Origin of the sequence: Gordonia sp. JH63 (genome assembly GCF_009856645.1) — a bacterium.
Taxonomy (GTDB): Bacteria; Actinomycetota; Actinomycetes; order Mycobacteriales; family Mycobacteriaceae; genus Gordonia; species Gordonia hongkongensis.
This window is the reverse complement of record NZ_CP047235.1, coordinates 1,467,279-1,490,412: the sequence shown is the minus strand read 5'-3', so window position 1 is coordinate 1,490,412 and position 23,134 is coordinate 1,467,279. Positions and strand designations below refer to the sequence as shown.

The following is a 23,134-nucleotide window of genomic DNA, read 5'->3' as shown; positions in this document are numbered from 1 at the left end:
ATGTGTGTTTCACAGGACCCACTGTGAGATGGCGGATCCCAGCGCGACGGAACTCGGCTTCCGTGAGCGGAACGTCGTCAGTCGGACGCGGGTTCCTCGTCGTGACGGTGCCGGATGTCGCGGATGGTGGCCACCACCGAGGCGAAGACGAGCACGAATCCCAGCACGAGAAGCGTGACCGCGACGTAGTGCATGATCTGCTCGTAGTGTCCGACGTCGAATTGCTCGGCCGCGATGCGCAGGCCGACCACCACGAGCCAGGCCAGCAACGCCATGGTGAGTGCCCGACGCTGGAAGACCGCGCTCCGCCGCCGGTGTTCGTACTCCGCGAGTTCGTCGATGGCGTCGAGGACGATTCCGCTCATCCGCGCATGTGCCGCCGAGTCGTGCGGCAGCTTCGCCAGGATGTCGACCTTCTGCGACAGCTTCTGGTGCCGGTATTGGCGTCGAGCCGCGCGATGACCGCGCCGATCATCGCGACGAGCAGCGTTCCGGCGAACGTCAGCATCGCGGCGGTCATGCGCGAAAATCTACAACGACGACCGCGGTGATGCGGTCGTTAGCCAGCGGATCGGATACGAGAAAACCCGCCCCGGCGAGCGCCGGAACGGGTTGTCGGTGGAGCTATGGGGAATCGAACCCCAGACCTACTCGATGCGAACGTGTCGCGCTACCGCCTGCAGGCGAGAGTGCGGACCCTACGCGTGGCTCTCACCTTTAACGTCGCCGGCTTCACGGTCGAACTCGGCGAGAAGGCGCTCCAGCACCGGTATGAGCGCGGATACGTCTTTGGTTGCCGCCGTCCACACGATCGAGCTGTCAACCTGCGCGTAGCCGTGAACGAGGAAGTTTCGCATCCCGATGATCTTGTGTACATGCGGTATTCGCTCAGCAAGAACGTGATCCCGATGTCTGAGACCGCGAAGCGCTTCACCGACGATCTCGATCTGACGTTCCGTCGCCGACTCGACCAGGAGGTCACCGATGTACTGGTCCAAAGACACGTCGGCCACGATGAGCCGGACGTTTCGTGCGGCGGTTAGTGCCTCAGATGTAGGCAGCCCGATTCTTCTCAGGCCGCATAGACATCTTCGGCATTGTCGAGTATCGACTTCGCCACGAACGGATTCTTCACCGCGTTGGCCATCACCAGGTCGACGTCGCGCCCCACGATCTGTTCGAGCGCCGCCTCAAGGTCGAAGTAGTCATGGAAGACGTTGTCACGATCCCCCCTGAACTCCACGAGAAAGTCGACGTCGCTGCTGGGATCGAAACTCTCGGTGAGTACCGAACCAAAGACTCGTAACCTGGCAACGCCGAAACGCGCACACACCGCACCGATCGCATCGACGTCGAGCGGGATCGCGGTGATCATGTTCACCAGTCTCTCAGATTTGGCCATGGCTCGACGACCAGCGCGTCAGAACGAGAGGCCCCGTACACCTACTCGGGTGAACGGGGCCTCTCGTGCGGTGGAGCTATGGGGAATCGAACCCCAGACCTACTCGATGCGAACGAGTCGCGCTACCAACTGCGCCATAGCCCCGGGAGGCCTTGCGACCAACCGCGAGCCACTTTATCAGCCCGGGGCCGCCGACTCCCAAACGGCTAGGCTGGTCGGGTGCCTCAGATGTCTGATCAGCAGTTGGCCGGTGTTCTCGACAATGTCGTGGGGGTGATCAACCCCGTGCTCGATGCCCTCGCCGAGCGCGATCCGCTCGGCTTGAAGGGCCACACCTTCCACGATGACGATCATTCCGACTCGCGTCTGCAGCAGGCTCAGCACGCGGCGTCGAAGCTGCTCGACGTCGCGGAGTGGCCCGGCACGAAGGGCTGGTCCGAGCGGTCGATGCACAAGCGCGCGAGCTGGTGGGTGACCCGGATCGGCACCCTGAACACCGGCGCCGTGGCGTTCCCGGGCGTCTTCGGGGTGTGGGCGAAGCGTCTACCGATCACGCCGTACCTCGGGTTCGCCAACCAGGCGATGGTGCTGGTCGCGATCGCCCGGGAGTACGAGGTCACCGATCGCAAGCGACAGGTGCAGTTGCTGGCGTCGGTGCTGTGCAAGCGCGACCTCACGAACCCCGATGTCACCGCCGAGTCCGGCAAATCCCTGCCGTCCGAACCCAAAGAGCGAGAGAAGTCGCTGTTCGCCGCGATCTGGGATGCGGCGAAGTTGCTTCGCGCCGTCGACGACGAGTTCGAGAAGCGTCCGCAGCCGATGGCGTTCTTCCGCATGCTGGCCTACATCCCCGTGATCGGGGCGCCGGCCACCTACCTCGGCGAGCGTTTCGCACTGTCCCGGGCCGCGAAAGCCGGTCAGGCGTGGCTCGACGCGCACGGCAAGCCGGCACTCACCAAGTAGGCCCTGAACGCGTCAGCAGTGGGTGCCGCCGGGCGACACCCACTGCTGAACGGATCCGCTGCCGAAGTGCTCTCGACGAGTCAGCCGACGCGGCGGTACTGCAGGTCCTCGCGGTCCATCCGTCGACGCTGGAACGGCGGGATGTGATCGAACACAGGATCTTCGTCGTCGATCTCGAGAACCGTTGCGCCACCGGGTCGCCGAAGTCGCGGAGGGGGCGGGGCGGCGGCGAACTCCGGAACCGCGGCGGCGCGTCGACGACGCTCCTCCTCGGCGCGCGCCGACCGCTTGGCACGGGCGAGTCGCTGTGCCCGGATCTGCTGCTCCGTCTTCACCGCGCGCCGCAGGTACGCGAGGTAGCCGACCAGTAGCAGGCCGAGGACGCCGGTGGCCACCCAGCCGGGCGTCCCGACGACGACGCCGGCCACGACCGACAACAGCACCAGCACGAACAGACCCACCGTGACCCGTTGGCGTTCGCGGTATTTGAGCTCGCGTTCCTTCTCCGACGAGTAGACACTGCGCCCCGTCCGCCGGCTGCTCGCCGTCCGCGCCGCCGGGCGGCTGTCGGCCACCTCGTCGAAGTCGGTGTCGGCGGCGTCGTCGACGTCATCCTCCTCGGACTCCGCGACGGGAGCCGACGACGATTCGGTGCGACGCGACCCGCGGGCGTAGTCGTCGTACTCGTCCTCGTCGAGTTCGTCTGTCGCGTCCTCGTATTCGGAGTCGTCCTCGTATTCGGAGTCGTCCTCGTATTCGGCGTCGTCGTATTCGGCGTCCTCGAGCTCGCCGTTCTCGACTTCTCCGTCGACGTCGGCGAAGTCGTCCTCGTACTCGTTGTCGAGCTCGTCGGTGTCATCGACCTCGGCGGCAGGGGTGCTGTCCGCGTCCGCGGTCGCCTCGTCGTCGGACTCCGCATCGAGGTCCCGGTCGGTGTCCGCGTCGGCGTCGGCGGAGATGTCACCGTTCACGGAGTCGTCGTCGGAAGCCGCGTCCACCGTCTCGGAGTCGGTGTCGCCATCCACGGATTCCACCGTCGGCTTCTCGACCTTCGCGCTGCCGGCACGTCGGGTCGAAGGCTTGGCCTTCTCGGCGTCGACATCGTTCTCGGCGTCGGCGTCGGCGTCGGCCTCGAGCGTCGCGGTGGCGCTGCGGCGCGAGGACTTCCAGGACGGATCGTGCGGGTGACGCGCCGACGACCGGCGGCGGTTCTTCGTCGCGGTCGTGGCACGCGATCCTCCGCGATGCAGCAGTCGCGTCTTCCGTGCCGCGTCGGTGGACTTCAGGATCTGCGGGCGTCCCTTGATGACCATCGGGACCAGCACGAAGAGCCAGACCGCGACGAGACAGACCCACAGTACGGAGTTGGGCATGCGACTCTCCCTTCATTCACTCTGGTCACACGAGGCCACTCCACAATCTAGGGCTGCGAGCAGTCACGCCCGGGTAGACGCGCCGTGGGACAACCGAATCGGCGTGGTTTCACACGCGCCTCTCAGCAACACCGGCAGCAGAAGCGGGTCAGGCCGTGCGGAAGCGCGCGTCGACCGCGACGCCGATCTCGATGTCGTCGGTCCGCAGTTCCAGTGACGGCGGGGGCGGGCCGGCCGCGACCGCCATCGGCATGGCCCGACGAGATGCCTGCGGCACCCGCGGCGCCATGTCCGGATCGGACAGGAGGACGGGAACCACCGGCCCTCGACCCACGGCGTCGGAGTAGGCCTGCGCCTTGACGATCGCGTCGTCGACCGCGGCACGACGCAGCTCCCGTTCGCGGTCCCGCCGGGTCTCCGCGCGGAGGTCCCAGTCGACGTCACCGATCTCGACGGCGTCGACCGACGCCCAGACGTCGATGAACTCCGACAGCCGCTCGAAGTCGACGAACTCCGCTTCGACTCGGATACGCGTGTTGTAGACCGGGTCTCGTAGATCACCGGTCTCCGAGTACGGGCGGTACGAGTACACCCGGACCGAATCGGCGGACCAGCCGGCCACCGCGCCGGCCGTCTCGTGATCGGTCAGCGCGCGCGTCAGGTCTGCGTGGACCTCGACCGCCCGCGTGTAGACGGCCGACTTGTCCGCACCCTCCACTCGCACGGCGAGGTGGATGATCCCGCGTTCGGGCCGGTAGCGCCCGCGGGCGGAGCCACGGACGACGATCTCGAGATGGTCGGTGTGCTCGGTCATGCGAAGAGCCTATGCGTCGGCGAGCCGGCGCGGACTATCGTACAAATCGGACATCGTTCAAGTGCCGTGAAGGGACGATCGTGGTGCGGATGAGAAGACTGATTGCGTTGTTCGCGACAGCGATGTCGGCGTGCGCGGTCGCCGGGTGCGGGTGGATCGCCGAGGTCGTCTCGACGCGCGTGGACGCGGCCGACTACTTCACCGCCCCCACCGTTCGATTACTCGACGCCGCCCGGCGGGACGACCGGGCGCAGATCGAATCCCTTCTCGCACAGGGCGCTGACCTCCACGAACACGGCGGTGATCCGGACACCGACCCGCGCCGCGTGGACATAACGCCGCTGCAGTGGGCAGTGGAGTTCGAACCACCGGGCGCGGTGGCGGCATTGCCGCAGGCGGGCGCCGACCCGCATCTCCCCGGCGCCGGCCGATACAACGCAGTTGCCTACAGCGTGTTGCTCGACCGTTTCGCTGCCTTCCGCACCCTGATCGGGTTCGACGCGGGACTGGTCGAGGCATCCGACCGGATCGGCGGCAACGTGGTCCACACCGCGGTGCGCCACCGTCGCGACGATGCGTTGCGCCTGCTGATCGACCGCGGCGCCGACCTCGACTCCGTGCAGCCCCTGGCCGGCCGGACACCACTGTTCACCGCGGCCGACGTACTCAACATCGACCACTGCCTCGCCCGCTACAGGCGGGAGCCGATGGTGCACATCGTGATCAGCGAGGTGCGACCTTCATGCCGTCGCTGTTCACCGCCGACGACTCGATTCGGACGAGTTCGTACCTCCGGACGCGCGCCGCGATCGAAACCGAAATGCGCGCACGGGATTTCCCGGTCGAAACCGGGCGGTGACGCCGCCGCGAACTCAGGGCGACCGCCGTATCGCCAGCGGAGGGTCAGTGGAACGACGCACGACCCGCCCGGACGAGCGCCTCGGCCGCACTGCCGACGACCTCCTCGGCCGTGAGCGCGAACAGCATGTGGTCACGCCAGCGTTTGTTGACGTCCATGTACCGTTGCAGCAGTCCTTCTTGCCGGAATCCGATGTTGGTCAACACCTTCTGCGATGCCTCGTTGGCGGGCTGGACCGTCGCGTCGAGCCGGTGCAGGCCGACGGCCCCGAAGCAGTGGTCGACCCCGAGTGCCACCGCGGCGGTCGCGATGCCGTTGCCGGCGACGGCCGAGTCGACCCAGTAGCCGATCCACGCGGTCCGCACCGCGCCGCGCTGGATGTTGCCGACCGTCAGCTGCCCGACGTAGCGGCCGTCGAGTTCGATCACGAACGGGAGCAGCGCACCACGTTTGGCCTCGGACTTCAGCACCGCGAACAGCGGCGGCCACGACCCCGGCTGATGGCGTTCGGCCCAGCTCCCCACACCCGTCGGTTCCCAGGGCAACAGGGCGTTCTGGTTGCGGATCCGCAACTCGCTCCACGGCTTGGCATCACGCACCTTCACGGGCCGCAGGGTGACCGCGCCGGTCCGGGTGCGCAGCGGCCCGAGGGTGGCCGGCCATCCCGGACTTCCCTGACTGCCGCTCAACCACCTGAACACGAGAAGAAGTTTATGCGCTGTCACAGTGCCGACGGCGTGAGACCTGGATCTCGCGTCGGACGGACACGACGTCCGACGTCACCCGCGCTGCGCGAGGAAGGCCACTTCGACCTCGTCGCCCGTGCCCATCTCCTCGACATCGGGGTCGACCATGATCAGGCAGTTCGCCTCGGCGAGTTCGGCGAGCAGGTGCGACGACCCGGTCGGTGAGGCGCCGAGCACCTGCACCAGGTAGTCCCCCGACCGTTCGTCCCGCATCAGCTGCCCACGCAGGTAACCCTTGCGGCCGCGCACCGACGCGATCGGTCCGATGGTGCGCGCCTTGATGATCCGCCGCATCGGTTGCCGTTTGCCCAGCGCGATCCGGATGAGCGGCCGGACCATCACCTCGAAGGTCACCAGAGCGCTCACCGGGTTGGCGGGGAGCAGGAACGTCGGCACCTCGTCGCGTCCGAGGCGCCCGAAGCCCTGGACCGACCCGGGGTGCATCGCCACCCGCACGATCTCCAGGTCGCCGAGGTCGGCGAGGGCGTCGGCGACGGCGGTCGACGCACTTCCCCCGACGGCACCGCAGATGACCACGATCTCGGAGCGGATGAGCTGCGCCTCGACGACCTCCCGCATCCGCGACGCCTCGCGCTCGGCGATGCCGACGCGGTTCACGTCGGCGCCGGCGTCGCGGGCGGCAGCGGCCAGCGCGTAGCTGTTGACGTCGTAGATCTGACCGGGTCCGGGTGTGCGGTCGATGTCGACGAGCTCACTGCCCACCGAGATGACCGACAGGCGCGGGCGCGGGTGCACCATCACGCGTGCCTGACCGACCGCGGCGAGCAGCCCGACCTGGGCCGGGCCGATGATCGAGCCCGCGCGGACGGCGACATCGCCCGGCTGCACGTCGTCGCCGACCCGCCGGACGTAGTTGCCGCTCTCGACGCCGTGTCCGATCTTGACCTTCTGGTCGCCACCGTCGGTCCAGCGCAACGGGACCACGGCGTCGGCGAGCGTCGGCATCGGGGCCCCGGTCTCGACGCGCACCGCCTGACGCGGTTGCAGCCGCGTCGGTGTCCGCGAGCCCGGCCCGACCTCGCCGACCACCGGCAGGGACACGATCATCGGTTCGCCCGGTTCGAGGTCGACGAGCTCGGCGCCGTTGGCGTCGAAGTCCTCCAGGTCTTCGGGTGCGAGCACCCCGGCCAGACCGACGTCGACCGCACGCACCGCGTAGCCGTCGATGGCCGCCTGGTCGAAGCCGGGCATCGGGTGCTCGGTGACGACCTCCTCGGCGCACATCAGGCCCTGCGCCTCGGAGATCGCGACGCGCACCGGACGCGGCGCCACTGCCGCCGCGGTCACCAGCGTCAGATGATCTTCGACAGACCGCATCTCACCGCTCTCCCCGTCTCAACCGGTCAGTGCACCGGGACGTGCGGCCGACAGCGCTCGGCACGTCGTGCACTCGATACAACACAGGAGAACGTTATCGAGCGCGCCCACGACAGCGTGCGAGGCGCGCGGATGCGACCGGTGATCACCCGTGCGGAATCAGCCGTCGGCGAGACGCTTCTCGAGCCATTCGCGCAGATCGGGACCGTAGTCGTCGCGGTCGAGCGCGAAGTCGACAGCGGCCTTGAGATAGCCGCCGGGGTTGCCGAGATCGTGTCGGGTGCCGTGGTGGACGACGACGTGGACCGGCTCGCCCTCCTCGATGAGGAGCGCGATGGCGTCGGTGAGCTGCAGTTCGCCACCGGCGCCGGGTTCGATGCGGCGCAGCGCGTCGAAGATCTTGCGGTCGAGGATGTAGCGACCCGCTGCGGCCAGATTCGACGGCGCATCCTGCGGTTCGGGCTTCTCGACCATGCCCTTGAGCCGCATCACGTTGGGGTTGTTGGCATCGGGCAGCGGCTCGACGTCGAAGACGCCGTACGCGCTGATCCGGTCCTCGGGCACCTCGATGGCACACAGCACGGACCCGCCCCGGCGTGCACGCGTGCGGGCCATGACCTCCAGGACGCCCCCGGGCAGGACAAGATCGTCGGGCAGCAGCACCGCGACGGCGTCCTCGTCGTCGTCGAGATAGCTTTCGACGCACCCGACCGCATGCCCCAGGCCCAACGGCTTCTCCTGCACGACCGACGCGACCTCGAGCAGGTTGGGCGCCTTGCGCACCTTCGCCAGCATGGACTCCTTGCCGCGCGTGGCGAGCGTGTTCTCCAGGACGAGGTCCTCGACGAAGTGGGCGACCACGCCGTCCTTGCCCGGCGAGGTCACGATGAGAAGACGCTCGGCGCCGGCCGCCTTGGCCTCTTCGGCGACCAGCTCGATGCCGGGGGTGTCGACCACCGGCAGCAACTCCTTGGGCACCGTCTTGGTCGCCGGCAGGAACCTCGTTCCCAACCCGGCTGCCGGGACGACCGCGGTACGCGGGATCGGCGGAGTGTTGGGTACACCTTCGTACTCACTGAAACCAGCTTTATCCGTCGCACTCATGAATCCACCCTAGGACAGGTGCCGGTTCTCGGCCGGACAGACGGCGGTGACCGGGACCTCACCACGCTCGTTCCGACGGTCGGATACAGTGCGGGCGTCCCGGCTGTCCCGGCCGGGGTGCACATGCCACCGGTCTCGAGACGACGCGAAGGACGGTCGGGTCTTGACAACGCTGAAACAGCAACTGCGACAAGAGATCGAGGATCGACGATCGCGTCGGTCCGCCGACGAGCGGGACCGGTCTGCCGCGGCCCTCGCCGAATGGATGTACTCATGCCCGTTCCGGCTCGAATACGACGTCACGGTCGCCGCGCATGTCCCCGTCGGCACCGAACCCGGCTCGAATTCGATGCTCGACGCGCTTGTCGACCGAGGCGTGTCGGTTCTGGTCCCGGTGGTCCCCGACGGCGATCCCGCACCGATGGACTGGGCGCCGTACACGGGGCCGGACTCGCTGGCTCCCGGACGCTGGGGACTTCTCGAACCGACCACCGACCGCGTCGGGGTGACCGCGATCCGCGCGGCGTCGGTGATCCTGGTCCCGGCGCTCGCTATCGACAAGAGCGGTGTGCGGCTCGGACGCGGCGCCGGATACTACGACCGGACCTTGCACGGTTTGTCGGCCGACCTCGTCGGCGTGGTCTATGACGACGAGGTCGTCGACTCACTGCCGTCCGGCGACCACGATGTCCCGGTCGGTTGGACTCTCACTCCCGGAGACGGGTTCCGCCGACTCGGCTGACCCGGGGTACAGCGGAACCCGGGCGGTGTCGGGTGACACCGGCCCGGGGTCGGCATATGACGTTGTCGTCGTGGGACGCGGGTCAGGCGGGAGTCGCGGCCTTGGTCTCGCTCTTGGTCGACGACGCCGAGCTCGCGGAGTCCGACTTGGAGCTGCTCGACGAGCTGTCCGACGACGAGGAACTCGACGACGACGAGCTGTCCGAGGAGGACGTCGAGGTGTCCGAGGACGAGCCGGGACGCGAGTCCGTGCGGTAGAAACCGCTGCCCTTGAACACGATGCCGACCGAGTTGAACAGCTTGCGCAGGCGGCCTGCGCACTGCGGGCACTCGGTCAGCGAGTCGTCGGAGAAGGACTGGACGATGTCGAACTTGTTGTCGCACTCCGTGCAGGCATACGAGTAGGTGGGCACCGCGAAACCTCCGAATGTCAGTAAACGATGACCAGTGTAACCGACTTTGGCACTCCCTCATTCCGAGTGCTAAGCGTGGCTCCCGGCCGGCGGATTTCGCACCTTGGCGCGCACCGCCGCGTGCAGTCGTGCAAAGTGTTCCCCTAGCTGAAGCAACCAGTTCACCGCTCGATCACCGGGTCGGACCGCCACGAGCGGCCGATCCCACCATCGCTGGAGCCGCCATGACCGACTTCCTCAACGACCTGAACAGCATCATCTGGAGCAATCCGTTGGTGTACCTATGCCTCGGAGTGGGGGTGTACTTCTCCATCCGCTCGCGGTTCCTGCAGATCCGGCACATACCGGAGATGATCCGGGTGATGCGCCACGGTCAGAGTTCGCCCGATGGCGTCTCGTCCTTCCAGGCGTTGATGATCTCGCTGGCCGGTCGCGTCGGCACCGGGAACATCGCCGGTGTGGCGACGGCGATCGCGTTCGGCGGTCCGGGTGCACTGTTCTGGATGTGGGCGATGGCGTTCCTCGGGGCCTCGACCTCGTTCGTCGAGTGCACGCTCGGCCAGATCTACAAGACCCGCGATCCGCTGACGAACGAGTATCGCGGCGGCCCGGCCTACTACTTCAGCAAGGCGCTGGCCCACACCAAGGCGGCCCCGTTCTTCAAGGTCTACGGGCTCATCTTCGCCGCCGTGACCGTCCTCGCCTGCGGGCTGCTGCTCCCGAGCGTGCAGTCCAACTCCATGGCCCTGGCGATGAACCAGGCGTGGGGTATCGCGGACTGGGCCGTCGCGATCGGCGTCGTCATCGTGCTCGCCTTCGTCATCATCGGCGGGGTCAAGCGCATCGCTACCTTCGCCACCGTTGTCGTGCCGTTCATGGCGGTCCTCTACATCCTCTTCGCGCTGGTGGTGGTGTTCCTCAACGCGTCCGAGATTCCCGAAGTCCTCCGGATGATCTTCGCCAGCGCCTTCGGGATCGACTCCGTCTTCGGTTCGGTGGTCGGCGCTGCGGTCATGTGGGGCGTCAAGCGCGGCATCTACTCCAATGAAGCCGGCCAGGGCACCGGACCGCACGCAGCCGCGGCCGCCGAGGTCTCGCATCCGGCGAAGCAGGGCTTCGTGCAGGCGTTCGCCGTCTACATCGACACCCTCTTCGTGTGCTCGGCCACCGGCTTCCTCATCATCTCGACCGGTGCGTACCGGGTGTTCGAGGGCGAGAGTGCCGACGGCGCGGTGATCGCCGACGGCGGACTGCTGCCGACGGCCACCGACGTCGGACCCACCTTCGTCCAGATCGGCTTCGACAGCATGTGGAGCGGCGCCGGTTCGACCTTCGTCGCGGTGTCTCTGATGTTCTTCTGCCTGACCACGATCATCGCCTACTACTACATGGCCGAGACCAACCTGCGGTTCCTGATGGGGAAGGCGGCGACCATCTACATCGGTCCGCTGCGCAGCACGCTGGGCTCGAACCTCACGATGCTCCTGCAGGCACTGATCCTCGTATCGGTGGCCATCGGATGCGTCTCGACCGCCAGCGAGGCGTGGACCCTCGGCGACATCGGAGTCGGGCTGATGGCGTGGCTGAACATCGTCGGCATCATCATCCTGCAGCAACCCGCGTTCAAAGCGCTGCGCGACTACGAGAAGCAGAAGAAGGAAGGCAAGGATCCGATCTTCGACCCGATCGCTCTCGGAATCGTCGGGGCGACGTTCTGGGAGTCCTACGGCCGGGCCGACGAACGCACCGACGAGGTCACGGTCGCGAAGTAGGACCGTCGACCCGCGACCCGCGGGCCTCGGACCGAGGCTCGCGGGTTCATCCCCCGATGACGTCCTTGTCGATGTCGGGGATGTTGTCGCGGTTCATGTCCGGATCGCGGGCCTGTCGAGCGTCCCACCGCAGCAGGAACGCGGCGAGCACTGCCGAGACGACAGATCCGACGAGGATGGCCGCCTTGGCCGCGGCGGCGTGGTCGTCGGAGCCGCCCTCGAAGCTCAACTCGGCGATCAGCAACGCGACGGTGAAACCGACTCCGGTGAGGAATCCGACGGGCAGCAGATCGCGGATGCCGATCGCGTCTGGTAGGCGCAACGGCGTGAACCGGGTCATCAGCCACGTCGAACCCATCACACCCACGACCTTGCCGACGACGAGACCGACGACGATTCCGATCGACACCGGTTGGACGATCGAACCATCACCACCCACGACGGTGACGCCCGCGGCCGCGAAGGCGAACACCGGCAGGGCGAGCGCCGAGGAGTACGGGCGGACCGCGTCGTCGAGTCGCTCGGTGCGCGGCTCCTCCTCACCACGGATCGCAACGGCCGGCACCACGAACCCGAGGAGTACGCCCGCAACGGTCGCGTGCACCCCGGACGCGTGCATCAGACCCCACGCGACGACGGCGACCGGGATGAGGACCGGCCACCACCGCCACGCCTGCCGCACCAGCACGGCGAAGAGCGCCACCGCGGCAAGGGCGGCCGCCAGCATGACGAAGTCGATCTTCTCGGTGTAGAAGGTCGCGATGACGATGATCCCGAGCAGGTCGTCGACCACTGCGAGCGTCAGCAGGAACGTCCGCAGGGCGAGCGGGAGACCGCGGCCGAAGATCGCGAGAACTGCGAGAGCGAAGGCGATGTCGGTGGCGGTGGGGATCGCCCAGCCGTGCAGCCCGTCCGGGTCGCCGATCGCCACCACGACGACGTAACAGAGCGCGGGCGTGACCATGCCACCCACCGCGGCCGCAATGGGAACACCGGCGAGTTTGAGATCCCGGAGGCTCCCGGCCACGAACTCGTGTTTCAGTTCGACTCCGACGACGAAGAAGAAGATCGCCAACAGCCCGTCGGACGCCCAGTGCGCCAGCGACAGATGTAGGTGCAGCGCCTCAGGCCCCACCTCGACATGGAGCAGAGAATCGTAGGCCTCCCGCCACGGCGAGTTCGCCCAGAACACTGCAACAGCGGCGGCCACCAGAAGCAGCGCCCCACTGGTCGTGTCTAGCGCCGCCCAGCGCCGGATGCGATCGGCCTTGCGTGCGCTGTCTGCTGTCGGTTGCTCGTCGGCCATAGGCTCTCCTCTGCTCGATCGCACGCGGTGCGCCGGAAGCCGCCCGCGCGACGAGCGGCCGACCAGACTTCCCGGCACAGAACATCGATTCTCCCCCACCGCAATGCCGCGGGCCATTCCGGGCCCACGGCCGGACCGCTGTCCACACCGGTCGACGGCCCGATTGATGTTGTCCACAGACGAGTTCCACGGGCCGATCACCCGGGCAGACGGACCTAGCCTTCGTCACATGTCTCCCCCGTCGAAGCTTCCGTCGAAAGCCTCACTCGGGCCTCGAATTCGTGACCGGGTGAGTTCGGCGCTGCGACCGGGGTGGACGCGCAGCGTCCTGATCCGACGTGTCGCCGCGACAGGACTGGTCGTCGCGGCCGTGGTGGTGGGGGTTGCCGGAACACGCGCCGACGGCGACGTCGAGGTCATGGTTGCCGCGCATGACCTGCTGCCGGGACAGGTGGTCGAGATAGACGATCTGGCGCCGCGGAGCGTCGCGGAAGCCACGGTTCCCGACGGTGTCCTCACCGAGGCGGCACCCGCACTCGGGCGAACCGTGACCGGGCGTGTCCGCGGAGGAGAAATCCTCACCGATGCCCGCCTGCTGTCGTCACGTCTACCCGCCGACCTGACCGGGGACGACGATGCCCGGCTCGTACCGATACGACTGTCGGACGAGGCCGTGACCGCGCTGCTGCGACCCGGCGACGTTGTCGACGTGTTGACCGAAGAGGCGGAAGTGCTGGCCCGCCGCGCCGTCGTCGCACTTCACGCTGCCGAATCACAGTCGGGTGGTATCGCTCCCGGCGGGACCGCGGCCACCCCGGTGCTGCTCGCGATGGACGCCGCATCCGCTCATCGGGTCGCGGCGGCGGGGCTCGATACGGCGCTCGCGGTGGTCCTGCACTGACGAACGGGCGGGTCACGGCATCACGACACAGCCGGGGAAATCAAGTCAAATGGATTGGTTCGTTCGCGATCGTGGATAGGGTAGTACGAGCTCGCCAAGCTGCATGTCGGATTTGCTCCGATCGTGCACAGAATCGCCGGACAAGAGCAGGACATCACCGAAAAGAGGCCGCACACCGTGCTCAAGGGATTCAGGGACTTCATACTCAAGGGCAATGTCGTCGAGTTGGCGACAGCGGTCATCGTCGGCGCTGCGTTCACCGCGATCGTCACCGCGTTCACGGATGGCATCGTCCAGCCGATCATCAACTCGATCCCCGTCGGCTCCGACGCGGCGCAGGGACTCGGCTTCCAGATCACCGACAACCCATCGACATTCGTCGACCTCGGCAGTGTCATCACCGCGGTGATCAACTTCCTGATCATCGCCGCAGTGGTGTACTTCATCATCATCCTGCCGTACAACAAGCTGGCCGAGCTGGGCGGTTTCGGCAAGAAGGCGGAGGTCACCGAGATCGCGCTGCTGTCCGAGATCCGTGATCTGCTGGACCCCGACGGCGCCTCGAAGGCCAAGGCGGAGGCCGAGAGTGATCTGCCGGCGCATCTCTCCGATCCGTCCGGTCCGGTCGGCGACTCCTACGGTCCGCCGTCGGGCTCCTTCGCCCCGTACGAAGCACCCGCCGGAGCCGGTACGACGCAACGCATCTCGACTCCGCCGACACCACAGGGCCCGCCGTCGCAACCCACTCCCCCGCAATCGGTTCCGCCGCAGAACGTTCCGTCCCAGTCCGTCCCGCAGAATCGTCCGCCGCAGGGCCCGCCGCCCGGAAGCCCTTCGGGCCAGCCGTATCCGACGCCGCAGCCGGCACCCGGTAGCTACCCGCCGCCCGGGAACTACCCGGGCCCCGGCAACTACCCGCCTCCCGGCCCCGGAAGCGGTTATCCCGGTGAGCAATACCCGGGCGACTTCCCGGGTGAGGGCCCGGACGCGCCGGGGCGTCACTCCCGCTGACACGCGGGCTCCGTCTCCCAGGAAGCTGACAGCCGGAGCCATCCGAACCCGAAGGTCGGCCCCCTACTTTGGGATTCGTCGCCGGAACGTGCGACCGCACCGGACCTGAAAGACCGGTGCGACCGAACGAGAACAGGATGAACGAATGCCGAACAAGCCCGCACCGAACCGTCAGTCGCAGACCCAGAACCGGCGTCCGGCGCGTCCGCAGCAGCGCACCCAACCGCGTGCGCAGGCCCGCCCCAGGACGTTCCCGTGGTTCTTCGGTAGCTGAGTAACCCCGCTCCCAATCCAAAAGTCTGCACAATTCCTGCTCCCTGAGGTGCGAGGAGCGCAGGCCACTGCCCTCTGCTCCCTGAGGTGCGAGGAGCGCAATCTACGCTCCCTCTGCTCCTTGAGGTGCGAGGAGCGCAGGCCACTGCCCTCTGCTCCCTGAGGTGCGAGGAGCGCAAGCGACGAGCCACGAAGGGTTAGGCGACTTACCTCGTCAGCCCTTCGTGGCTCGCTTCGCTCACACCTCAGGGAGCATGGGGAGGGCGCTTCGCTCACACCTCAGGGAGCATGGGGAGGGCACCTCAGGGGCAGTGCCAGTTCACGCCGGCGGATCGACGCGCTGCACCCAGACGGTCGGCCCGTCGGTCAGGGTGAACTGAGCCCGGACCTGCGCGTCCCACCGGCGCGCGTAGAGGGCCGACAGCTGTTCGTCACTCGTGCTGCACGTGACCGGCAGGCCTTCGCGACGGCCGCGCTCGATGACCGGGTCGACCAGCCCGGCGAGGGTCCCGCCTCGCCGATGATCCGGATGGACGAGCGCGAAGATCACCCGGATCGGATTCTCCGCGACCTGCGCTTCCTCCGATTTCCGCTGCAACTCGGTGAAGCGGTGGATGAAGCCGTCTATGACCTGCACCTGATGCTTGGTGCGCGCCTTCATGTCCTCGTCGATCCGCCCGGCCTCGTCACCGGGGGCCGAGACCGCGATCAGCGCAATGAGGTCACCCCACTCGTCGAAGACTCCGTGTAGGCCTCGCAGGTACTCGACGAACAAGATTTCTCCGTACCAGCGGTACGCCTCGACTGGCGAGTCCCGCCCGATCAGCCATCGGTACACCGGGACCTCGCGCAGGCCGTGTTCGAGCAGATCGAGGGCGGCATCTTGATCCGATTCGACCAAATGTCGGGTCGTCGTGCCGCCCACTTGTACGCGATGCGTCATCGGTTCATATCAGCACATCGATTGCCTGTACGCGCCACCGGTCAGCAACAACCCCGGTCTTGGCATTCGGAAAGCTGAACCATACGGGGTTGCGAGAACTCTTCTAGTATTTGTCCCCTCACCATCACGACGATGACCGAGAGATGACCGAACGCCGAACTCTTGCGGTCAACCCTATTTATCGACCCCGCACGAAATGCTAGCCCTCCTGTAATCGAATAACGTACTGTCTGCGACGTGCTCGCCAATCGAAGTGCGTGCGAGCACGTATGCACCACCACCGACGAAGGAGATCTCATGGCAGAAGTGATTCAGGGCGCAATTTCCGACGCTATCGTCGAACTCGTCACCGGCTCGATCGAATCGGGTTCTGAAGACGCACCCGCCTGAACGACCCGAATACTGAGCCGCTCCGTGGTCAACTGCGGAGCGGCTTTCTTCGTCTCTGGAGCTCCTCGAATTGATCGCTGAACACTCCATTTAACAATCGTTTGAGACACATTGTTGATCAGCATTCCTGGTAAGAGCTTGCCACATGGATCAATTGCATAGACTGCGCTGGAACCGGCGTGAGCGGCTTCCGTCACCGAGCAAACCACCGCGCCAGCGTCACGACGACCCGGAGTAGCCTCACCAGATGCCCGTCACCCGCTCGATGAGCAAGGATGAGGTACGCGCGTTGCTCGCGCTCCTGTTCGACGCGCTCCGGACAACCCGTTGGGCCTGCGCCGGTTTCGTCGTCTTCCAGCTCGCGTCGGTGTTCACCACGCTCGCCCAGCCCGCTCTCAACGCCGCGATCATCGACGACGGAATCCTGCGCGGTGACGTGGCGACCATCAAGCGCGTCGGGGTGCTCATGGTCGTGGTGGCCGTGGTCAACCTGGTGGTGTCGATCGGTGCCACATTCCTGGCCTCCCATATCTCGGCGACCGCGGCTCGCGACCTCCGCACGCGTGTCCACGGTCGGATCAGCGCCTTCAGCGATCCGCAGGTCCACTCCATCGGCCTTTCGAGCCTGCTGACGCGCTCCACCGGAGATGTGGGCCAGATCCAGGGATTCCTCTTCATCAGCCTGACCGTCGTGGTGACCGCGCCGTTGATGCTGTTCGGCGCGCTGGTGTTGTCGCTGGCGCAGGGCTGGCGGATGGCGCCCGTGCTGGTGGTCGCCGGGGCGGTGCTGGTCGTCGTCGTCGCCGTCCTCGTCCGGCGTCTGGTGCCGTGGGCTGCGCAGTTGCAGCGTCGTCTCGACGTCGTGAACCGGGTGCTGCGCGAGCAGCTGCGTGGGATCGCGATCATCCGCACCTTTCGGCGAGAGGACCGGGAACGCGCCCGGTTCGCGGTGGAGAACGACGAACTCACCCACGTGGCCCTGCGCCTCGGCCGACTGCAGGTCCTGATGCTGCCGTTGGTCACCGTGGTCTCGAACCTCGCCGTGGTCGCGGTGACCGCACTGGGTGCGATCTTCGTCGACCGCGGTGAGATGCAGATCGGCCAGATCACCGCGACGGTCGGCTATCTCGCCCAGATCCTGCTGGCGGTGTCGCTGCTGACCATGATCGCCGGGGTCATCCCGCGTGCGGTGACCAGCGCCGGACGAATCACCGAGGTACTCGACACCGACCCGCTCGACCCCGGCGACCCCGGTGACGGCCGGGCGCCCTCACCGCCCGCGATCGTCTTCGACGCGGTGTCGGTCGCCTATCCGGGCGCCGAGTCCCCCACCGTCGACCAGGTCTCCCTGTTCTGCGCACCCGGCACGGTGACCGGCGTCCTCGGCGGAACCGGCAGCGGCAAGTCGACGCTCCTGTCCCTACCCCTGCGGTTCGCCGACCCCACGTCGGGCGTGCTCCGATGGGATGCCGCCGACGTGACCGCCCTGGCGCCCGCCTGGGTTCGCGCACGCAGCGCCTTCGTGGGTCAGGGTGCGGAGCTCATCACCGGGACGGTCGCCGACAATCTCCGGATCGCCCGACCGACCGCCACCGACGACGAGCTGTGGGACGCCCTGGAGGTCGCCGCCGCGGCCGACTTCGTCTCGGCTCGCCCCGGCGCTCTCGACGCCACGGTGGCGCAGGAGGGACGCAACTTCTCCGGTGGTCAGCGCCAACGGCTCGCACTAGCGCGTGCCGTGCTCCGCCGGCCCGCGCTGTACGTCCTCGACGACCCGTTCAGCGCTCTCGACGTCGACACCGAGGCCCAGATCATCGGACGGTTGCGCCGGACCGATCCGGATGCGACGGTCCTGATCGCCGCGCAGCGTGTGTCGTCGGTCCAGCACGCGGACGTCATCGCGGTGCTCGACGCGGGACGGATCGTCGGCCTCGGAACAGATTCGGAGTTGCGGTCACGCAGCGACATCTATCGGGAGATCGCCTACGCGCAGGCGGTGACCAATGCTTGACCAGAGATCGCAGGCGCCGGCGGTCGGGCCGAGGGGGAAGAAGGCGTCGGCAGACCGACCGACGGCTCGACGGCGCGATGGATCGCTGCGTTGGATCGTCCGGCAACTCGACCTGAGCAGAGGACGTGGGGCGGCCATCTCCCTCTTCGCGATCCTCGCCGCGGTCGGCGGCGTCGTAGCGCCGATCCTGTTCGGTGCGGTCACCAACGTGATCGTCGACGGCGCGGTCGGCGACGCGACGATGAACTGGGGACTGCTCTGGACGCTGCTGGCGATCCAGGTCGGGGTGTTCGTGGCGGCCGCGGTCTGCAGCCTCGCGCAGGGCCGGTTGCTGACCGTCGCCGTGCAGCGGTCGGTGGCCGGGTTGCGCGCACGCATCGAGGACAAGATCCACCGTCTTCCGTTGCGCTACTTCGAGAACACCACACGCGGTGTGTTGGTGAGCAAGCTGACCGCCCACACCGACAACGCCGCGACGGTGATCGCACCGGTGCTGGTGACCGTTCCGACGAATGCCTTGACGCTTGTCGTCGTCACCGCCGTGCTGTTCGTCATCTCCCCGGTGCTGGCTTGTGTCGCCCTGGTCGCAGCACCCGTGTCGGCGCTGGCCGCGGTCCTGCTCGCCCGCCGGGCACGACCGCACCTCGAGTCCCGCTGGACGACCACGGCCGCCCTCACGGGGCACAACGAAGAGGAACTCAGCGCGCGCCGGATGTTGCAGGCGTACAACGCCGAACCGACCGCCGCGCGCCGCTTCGACGACCTCAACGACAAACTCTTCGCGTCGGTCCGCTCTGCCCAGTGGATCGGCGGTTCCCTGCCCTCGGTCCTCACCGCGATCAACGCCCTGGTGTTCCTGATCCTGGCGGTCCTCGGCGGGATCATGGTGGTCGACGGGCACCTCAGTCTCGGGGCGGCTCAGGTTGTGGTGGTGTTCGCACAGCAGCTGACGAGCGCGGTTCGCGAACTCGCCGGGTTCGTCACCAAGGTGCAGTCCGGCACCGTGTCGGCGAGCAAGGTCCGCGAGGTGCTCGAAGCTCCCGAAGACGCCGGCGCCGACACCGGCCAGCCGGTGCCGGTCTCGTCCGGCCGGCACCAGCTCCCACCCGAGATCGTCTTCGACGACGTGGGCTTCGCCTACGAGGAGGACAACACCGTTCTCGACTCGGTGAGTTTCCGGATGGCGCCCGGCACGACCACCGCCGTGGTGGGGACCACCGGGTCGGGCAAGACCACGCTGACCAATCTCCTGCAGGCGTTCTACGCACCCAGCCGGGGCTCGATCACCATCGACGGGGTCGACCTCGTCGAACTCGGACCGCACCGGGTACGGGCGGCCATGGCCGTCGTCACCCAGGAGCCGTGGCTGTTCACCGGGACAGTCCGGGAGAACATCGCCTTCGGCATCGAGGACGGCCGCGCCGTCGACGCGGCTCTCACGGACAGCCACGTCGCGCAGATCGTCGCAGCGCTCCCCGATGGCATCGACACCGTGATCGGCCAGGAATCCGAGAACCTCAGCGCCGGCGAGAAACAGCTGGTCACCGTCGCGCGCGCGATTGCCGCGTCGCCCGGGGTCCTCATTCTCGACGAGGCGACGAGCGCCGCCGACCCCCGCACGGAGTTGCTCGTTCAACGTGCCCTGCACCGTCTGCGTGCGGGGACCACCACCCTGCTGATCACCCACCGCATGGCGACCGCGGCGTTGGCCGACCAGATCGTCGTCCTCGACGATAGGGTGATTGCCGAAGCAGGGACCCACCATGAGCTGCTCGCCGCGGGCGGGATCTATTCCCGACGGTGCGGACTGGCGCCGGCAGACGCCGCGGCCGGCGACGACGAGAGCGTGAGCGGCAGCAGTCCCAGCGGTCCGGACGCGAGGTCGGACCCGTGACAGATGACAGGAGCCAGCGCGAGTCGGATCATCGGCTCGTCGTCTCCCGATCAGGAGGAAACGTGTACAGAGGTTTGCGCAAGCTCGGGATGGCAGCGGCGGTCGCGCTCAGCATCTCGCTCGTCGCTCCGATGACCGGCGGGGCGAGCGCCGCACCACGACTCGTCGACGCCGGATCGCCCGGGCGCGTGACCGACATCGTCGTGCATTCCGACGCGATGAACCGTGATGTACCGCTGACCGTGATCAAGCCGGCCGACGAGTCCAAGCCGCGCGGGGTGCTCTACCTCCTCAACGGTGCCGGCGGCGGCGAGGATCGCGCCAACTGGCTGGAGAAGACCGACATCGTCGAGTTCACGCGCAACAAGAACCTGTACGTGGTTATCCCGAATGCCGGCCAGTACAGCTACTACACCGACTGGCAGAAGCCCGATCCGGTTCTCGGCGTGCACAAGTGGTCGACTTTCCTGGGCAAGGAACTCCCCGCGGTCGTCGATGCCACCTACAACACCTCCGGGCGCAACGCCATCGGCGGGATCTCCTCGTCGGCGACGTCGGTGCTGAATCTCGCCATCGAGCATCCCGATCTCTACCAGGCCGTCGGCTCCTACAGCGGATGTCCGACGACCTCCGACCCGTTCGGTCAGGAGTACATCCGACTCGTCGTGGAGATCCGCGGGGACGGCGACGCCACCAACATGTGGGGTCCGTACGGCGGCTCCGGCTGGCGCGCCCACGATCCCGTGGTCAACGCCGCCAAGCTGCGTGGCCAGAAGCTCTACATCTCCAACGCCGGCGGTCTGCCCGGGCAGTACGACAATCCTCGCTACGTGAAGGACCTGGACACCCTGGCCGACCAGATCGTCGTGGGCGGAGTCATCGAGGGCGCCACCCTGGGCTGCACCGTCCAGCTCCTGAATCGTCTCGGGCAGTTGAACATCCCGGCGACGGTGGACCTCCCGCCGGCGGGAACCCATTCATGGCTGTACTGGCAGGACCAGCTGCACCGTTCGTGGTCGTTCTACGAGCGCGCCCTCGCCTGACCGCGGCGCCACCGGAGCCGCATCGGCGAACCGTCCGTCGCGCAACTCGACTGTCCGGTCGGCGAGGTCGAGCACACGCGGATCATGGGTGATGAGAATCGTGGTCCGCAGTGACGCGACCCTGGCGAGTGGTTCGAGGATCCCGCTGAAGGTCTCGTCGTCGAGGCCCGTGGTCGGTTCGTCGAGGACGAGTACCGGGCGGTTCCGAAGGATCGTGCGCGCCAGCGCGATTCGCTGCTGCTGACCACCGGACAGATTCTCCCCACGTTCGACGACCTCGGCGTCGAGGCCGCCGTTCATCCGCGAGATGAATTCGGCGGCCCCTGCGGCCCGCGCGGCAGCTGCGATGTCCGCTCTGGTCGCCGTGGTGCAGCCGAAGCGGATGTTGTCCGCGATCGTGCCACTCATCAACGCCGGCCGCTGATGCAGCACCGACAGGTGCTCTCTCAGATCGCTCACGTCGAGGTGGCGAATGTCGGTGCCGTTCAGTCGGATCGACCCCGCGTCGGGGTCGTACAGACGAAGCAGCAGACGGGTCAGGGTGCTCTTGCCGGCACCACTGGGTCCCGTGACCGCGACTGTCTCGCCCGCACGGATCTCCAGGTGGGCGTCCTCGAGGACTCGGGACCCGTTGTCCGGGTACGCGAAGGACACCCCGGTCAACGACAGACTCACCGATGCGGGCGCGACCGGACGACGGGCCGGAATCGGGTCGATGGCCGCTGGTTCGGACGCAATCGATTCGGGCGCAATCGATTCGGGCGCAATCGGTTCGGCGACACCCGCAGGCGCGTCGAGGACCTCGGCCACCCGTTCGGCACTCGCGGTGGCGGACGTGACCTCGACGAGCAGACCGCCGAGTGTCTGGATCTGCGGGTAGAGGTACCCGAGATATCCGGTAAGAGCGATGAGCGTGCCCAGTTGCGCATCACCGCCGGCGATGAGCCACGCCCCGAACGCGATGACGACGATCATGCAGAGCACTTCGGCAACCGTGACCGCCTCGGCGAAGGCCGCCCCGGCGCGGGACTCCGACATCCGGGCCTCCCGCCATCGGCGGTTCTGCTCCAGGACCCGGGCTCGGTGGTGCGAGGTCTGGTTGTCGGCCTGCAACGCCACCATGTTGCCGATCCCCTCGGCGACCAGTGAACTGATTCGGCCGGCAGCCTGCCGCTCGCGACGCGACGCACGTTTGACCACGGCGCCGAATCGGCGGGCCGTCACCCAGAGCAGCGGCGCGAGAACGGCGGCGACGAGGGCCAACTGCCAGTTGGTCGCGAAGGCGGCGGCACCGTAGACGAGGAGGCTCACGGTGGCGACGACGCCGGAGACCACACCCGACGACACGAGACTGTCGACCGCCTCGACGTCGGCGGTGGTGCGCGACACCAGGTCTCCGTCACCAAACCGGTCCCGCGTGTGCGGCGCGAGTCGTTGGATGTGCGCGTACAGCTGACCGCGGAGACGCAGCAGCACTGTCTCGGTCACGCCTGCGGTCAGGATGCCGCCCGCATACGACGACACGGCGCCGACAAGGGAGACGGCCACCCAGATCATCACCGGGGTGGACAGCGCGCTCAGATCGCCGGTCGCCAGCACGTCGTCGACGATGTGCGCGAACATCGCGACGGTGACCACCGTGGTGCCGACCTGCACGAGGTGGCAGATGACAGCCACCGCGAGACGCCATCGCAGTCCGACGACCAGGGGCGCGAAACGGCGGACGGTCGCCGACACGGTGAGAGTCGCCGGACGGGACTCCGGCGTCGGGACGCGTGGCCCCACGTCGCACGCGCTCGGATCGTCAACCGGTCGCAGTTCGGTGGCGGTGGACATG

23 protein-coding genes and 1 tRNA gene are annotated in these 23,134 nt (G+C 67.4%); 9 read left to right on the top strand and 15 right to left on the bottom strand.

The window, feature by feature from the left end:
- Positions 1-77: 77 nt before the first annotated feature.
- The 5 genes from GR168_RS06745 to GR168_RS06730 all read right to left on the bottom strand — a co-directional run bounded on the left by GR168_RS06745 (position 78) and on the right by GR168_RS06730 (position 1,546).
- Positions 78-365 carry a hypothetical protein gene (locus GR168_RS06745; RefSeq protein ID WP_238995035.1) on the bottom strand — a complete coding sequence of 96 codons (288 nt, stop codon included), beginning with the start codon at positions 363-365 and terminating at the stop codon, positions 78-80.
- Positions 362-520 carry a hypothetical protein gene (locus GR168_RS23875; RefSeq protein ID WP_238995034.1) on the bottom strand — a complete coding sequence of 53 codons (159 nt, stop codon included), beginning with the start codon at positions 518-520 and terminating at the stop codon, positions 362-364. Before GR168_RS23875 ends, GR168_RS06745 begins: the two co-directional genes overlap by 4 nt.
- 178 nt (positions 521-698) lie before the next feature.
- On the bottom strand, positions 699-1,061 hold the full coding sequence (locus tag GR168_RS06740) for a HepT-like ribonuclease domain-containing protein (protein WP_159371853.1): 363 nt from the start codon (positions 1,059-1,061) through the stop codon (positions 699-701).
- Between the two features lie 11 nt (positions 1,062-1,072).
- Entirely contained in the window at positions 1,073-1,375 is a 303-nt protein-coding gene (locus tag GR168_RS06735; RefSeq protein WP_065630245.1) for a nucleotidyltransferase domain-containing protein, read from the bottom strand.
- Between the two features lie 98 nt (positions 1,376-1,473).
- A tRNA-Ala gene (locus GR168_RS06730) sits at positions 1,474-1,546 on the bottom strand.
- 75 nt (positions 1,547-1,621) lie between these two features.
- Here GR168_RS06730 and GR168_RS06725 point away from each other — a divergent pair.
- Entirely contained in the window at positions 1,622-2,365 is a 744-nt protein-coding gene (locus GR168_RS06725) for a hypothetical protein (RefSeq protein ID WP_068970883.1), read from the top strand.
- Positions 2,366-2,445: 80 nt separating this feature from the next.
- On the opposite strand, the gene glpR is transcribed toward GR168_RS06725, so the two are convergent.
- The 6 genes from glpR to GR168_RS06695 form a co-directional block, all read right to left on the bottom strand.
- Positions 2,446-3,738: a gephyrin-like molybdotransferase receptor GlpR gene (gene glpR, locus GR168_RS06720; RefSeq protein WP_159370363.1), complete on the bottom strand. Its 1,293-nt coding sequence runs from the start codon at positions 3,736-3,738 to the stop codon at positions 2,446-2,448.
- A gap of 148 nt (positions 3,739-3,886) precedes the next feature.
- Entirely contained in the window at positions 3,887-4,552 is a 666-nt protein-coding gene (locus GR168_RS06715) for an SIMPL domain-containing protein (RefSeq protein WP_065630197.1), read from the bottom strand.
- A 218-nt stretch (positions 4,553-4,770) separates the two neighbouring features.
- Positions 4,771-5,232, bottom strand: coding sequence for a hypothetical protein (locus tag GR168_RS23870; protein ID WP_238995033.1), 462 nt, complete (start codon positions 5,230-5,232; stop codon positions 4,771-4,773).
- Between the two features lie 223 nt (positions 5,233-5,455).
- A complete protein-coding gene (locus tag GR168_RS06705; protein ID WP_159370361.1) occupies positions 5,456-6,112 on the bottom strand; it encodes a GNAT family protein in 657 nt (218 codons plus the stop codon).
- 78 nt (positions 6,113-6,190) lie between these two features.
- Positions 6,191-7,495, bottom strand: a complete 1,305-nt coding sequence (gene glp / locus GR168_RS06700) for a gephyrin-like molybdotransferase Glp (RefSeq protein ID WP_058251484.1) — start codon at positions 7,493-7,495, stop codon at positions 6,191-6,193.
- A 159-nt stretch (positions 7,496-7,654) separates the two neighbouring features.
- The gene (locus tag GR168_RS06695; protein WP_068970887.1) at positions 7,655-8,599 is read right to left on the bottom strand and encodes a UTP--glucose-1-phosphate uridylyltransferase; all 945 of its coding nucleotides are present in this window, start codon (positions 8,597-8,599) and stop codon (positions 7,655-7,657) included.
- A gap of 163 nt (positions 8,600-8,762) precedes the next feature.
- Between GR168_RS06695 and GR168_RS06690 the strand changes: the two genes are divergently transcribed.
- Positions 8,763-9,341, top strand: coding sequence for a 5-formyltetrahydrofolate cyclo-ligase (locus tag GR168_RS06690; RefSeq protein ID WP_068970888.1), 579 nt, complete (start codon positions 8,763-8,765; stop codon positions 9,339-9,341).
- An 82-nt stretch (positions 9,342-9,423) separates the two neighbouring features.
- Here GR168_RS06690 and GR168_RS06685 read toward each other — a convergent pair whose 3' ends face one another.
- Positions 9,424-9,753 (bottom strand): FmdB family zinc ribbon protein, encoded by a 330-nt coding sequence (locus GR168_RS06685; RefSeq protein ID WP_159370360.1) that lies wholly within the window; start codon positions 9,751-9,753, stop codon positions 9,424-9,426.
- Positions 9,754-9,977: 224 nt separating this feature from the next.
- On the opposite strand from GR168_RS06685, the gene GR168_RS06680 reads away from it, so the two are divergent.
- Positions 9,978-11,525, top strand: a complete 1,548-nt coding sequence (locus tag GR168_RS06680; protein ID WP_159370359.1) for an alanine/glycine:cation symporter family protein — start codon at positions 9,978-9,980, stop codon at positions 11,523-11,525.
- Between the two features lie 46 nt (positions 11,526-11,571).
- Here the strand turns inward: GR168_RS06680 and nhaA are convergent, their stop codons facing one another.
- Entirely contained in the window at positions 11,572-12,831 is a 1,260-nt protein-coding gene (gene nhaA / locus GR168_RS06675; protein ID WP_159370358.1) for a Na+/H+ antiporter NhaA, read from the bottom strand.
- A gap of 229 nt (positions 12,832-13,060) precedes the next feature.
- Here nhaA and GR168_RS06670 point away from each other — a divergent pair, with 229 nt between their 5' ends.
- From GR168_RS06670 to GR168_RS24145, 3 genes are all read left to right on the top strand, one after another.
- Complete coding sequence (locus GR168_RS06670) at positions 13,061-13,732, top strand: SAF domain-containing protein (RefSeq protein ID WP_159370357.1); 672 nt, start codon at positions 13,061-13,063, stop codon at positions 13,730-13,732.
- 177 nt (positions 13,733-13,909) lie between these two features.
- On the top strand, positions 13,910-14,743 hold the full coding sequence (gene mscL / locus GR168_RS06665; RefSeq protein WP_159371852.1) for a large conductance mechanosensitive channel protein MscL: 834 nt from the start codon (positions 13,910-13,912) through the stop codon (positions 14,741-14,743).
- A 145-nt stretch (positions 14,744-14,888) separates the two neighbouring features.
- On the top strand, positions 14,889-15,017 hold the full coding sequence (locus tag GR168_RS24145) for a hypothetical protein (protein WP_259937705.1): 129 nt from the start codon (positions 14,889-14,891) through the stop codon (positions 15,015-15,017).
- A 318-nt stretch (positions 15,018-15,335) separates the two neighbouring features.
- Here the strand turns inward: GR168_RS24145 and GR168_RS06660 are convergent, their stop codons facing one another.
- Positions 15,336-15,959: a hypothetical protein gene (locus tag GR168_RS06660; protein ID WP_159370356.1), complete on the bottom strand. Its 624-nt coding sequence runs from the start codon at positions 15,957-15,959 to the stop codon at positions 15,336-15,338.
- A gap of 637 nt (positions 15,960-16,596) precedes the next feature.
- Here GR168_RS06660 and GR168_RS06655 point away from each other — a divergent pair.
- The 3 genes from GR168_RS06655 to GR168_RS06645 all read left to right on the top strand — a co-directional run bounded on the left by GR168_RS06655 (position 16,597) and on the right by GR168_RS06645 (position 21,297).
- Positions 16,597-18,360 carry an ABC transporter ATP-binding protein gene (locus GR168_RS06655; protein WP_159370355.1) on the top strand — a complete coding sequence of 588 codons (1,764 nt, stop codon included), beginning with the start codon at positions 16,597-16,599 and terminating at the stop codon, positions 18,358-18,360.
- Positions 18,353-20,254, top strand: a complete 1,902-nt coding sequence (locus GR168_RS06650; protein WP_159370354.1) for an ABC transporter ATP-binding protein — start codon at positions 18,353-18,355, stop codon at positions 20,252-20,254. The genes GR168_RS06655 and GR168_RS06650 overlap by 8 nt, the downstream gene beginning before the upstream one ends.
- 62 nt (positions 20,255-20,316) lie before the next feature.
- On the top strand, positions 20,317-21,297 hold the full coding sequence (locus GR168_RS06645) for an alpha/beta hydrolase family protein (protein WP_159370353.1): 981 nt from the start codon (positions 20,317-20,319) through the stop codon (positions 21,295-21,297).
- On the opposite strand, the gene GR168_RS06640 is transcribed toward GR168_RS06645, so the two are convergent.
- Positions 21,232-23,133, bottom strand: coding sequence for an ABC transporter ATP-binding protein (locus GR168_RS06640; RefSeq protein ID WP_068970895.1), 1,902 nt, complete (start codon positions 23,131-23,133; stop codon positions 21,232-21,234). The two genes, GR168_RS06645 and GR168_RS06640, sit on opposite strands and share 66 nt — an antisense overlap.
- Position 23,134 lies beyond the last annotated feature (1 nt).

Bases quoted from the DNA above. Each gene is read 5' to 3' on its own strand.
- glpR (WP_159370363.1), bottom strand. From the start codon at position 3,738: ATGCCCAACTCCGTACTGTGGGTCTGTCTCGTCGCGGTCTGGCTCTTC.
- glp (WP_058251484.1), bottom strand. From the start codon at position 7,495: ATGCGGTCTGTCGAAGATCATCTGACGCTGGTGACCGCGGCGGCAGTG.
- GR168_RS06695 (WP_068970887.1), bottom strand. From the start codon at position 8,599: ATGAGTGCGACGGATAAAGCTGGTTTCAGTGAGTACGAAGGTGTACCC.
- GR168_RS23875 (WP_238995034.1), bottom strand. From the start codon at position 520: ATGACCGCCGCGATGCTGACGTTCGCCGGAACGCTGCTCGTCGCGATG.
- GR168_RS06660 (WP_159370356.1), bottom strand. From the start codon at position 15,959: ATGACGCATCGCGTACAAGTGGGCGGCACGACGACCCGACATTTGGTC.
- GR168_RS06655 (WP_159370355.1), top strand. From the start codon at position 16,597: ATGCCCGTCACCCGCTCGATGAGCAAGGATGAGGTACGCGCGTTGCTC.
- GR168_RS06640 (WP_068970895.1), bottom strand. From the start codon at position 23,133: ATGTCCACCGCCACCGAACTGCGACCGGTTGACGATCCGAGCGCGTGC.
- GR168_RS06745 (WP_238995035.1), bottom strand. From the start codon at position 365: ATGAGCGGAATCGTCCTCGACGCCATCGACGAACTCGCGGAGTACGAA.
- GR168_RS06735 (WP_065630245.1), bottom strand. From the start codon at position 1,375: ATGATCACCGCGATCCCGCTCGACGTCGATGCGATCGGTGCGGTGTGT.
- GR168_RS06680 (WP_159370359.1), top strand. From the start codon at position 9,978: ATGACCGACTTCCTCAACGACCTGAACAGCATCATCTGGAGCAATCCG.
- nhaA (WP_159370358.1), bottom strand. From the start codon at position 12,831: ATGGCCGACGAGCAACCGACAGCAGACAGCGCACGCAAGGCCGATCGC.
- GR168_RS24145 (WP_259937705.1), top strand. From the start codon at position 14,889: ATGCCGAACAAGCCCGCACCGAACCGTCAGTCGCAGACCCAGAACCGG.
- GR168_RS06650 (WP_159370354.1), top strand. From the start codon at position 18,353: ATGCTTGACCAGAGATCGCAGGCGCCGGCGGTCGGGCCGAGGGGGAAG.
- GR168_RS06715 (WP_065630197.1), bottom strand. From the start codon at position 4,552: ATGACCGAGCACACCGACCATCTCGAGATCGTCGTCCGTGGCTCCGCC.
- GR168_RS06670 (WP_159370357.1), top strand. From the start codon at position 13,061: ATGTCTCCCCCGTCGAAGCTTCCGTCGAAAGCCTCACTCGGGCCTCGA.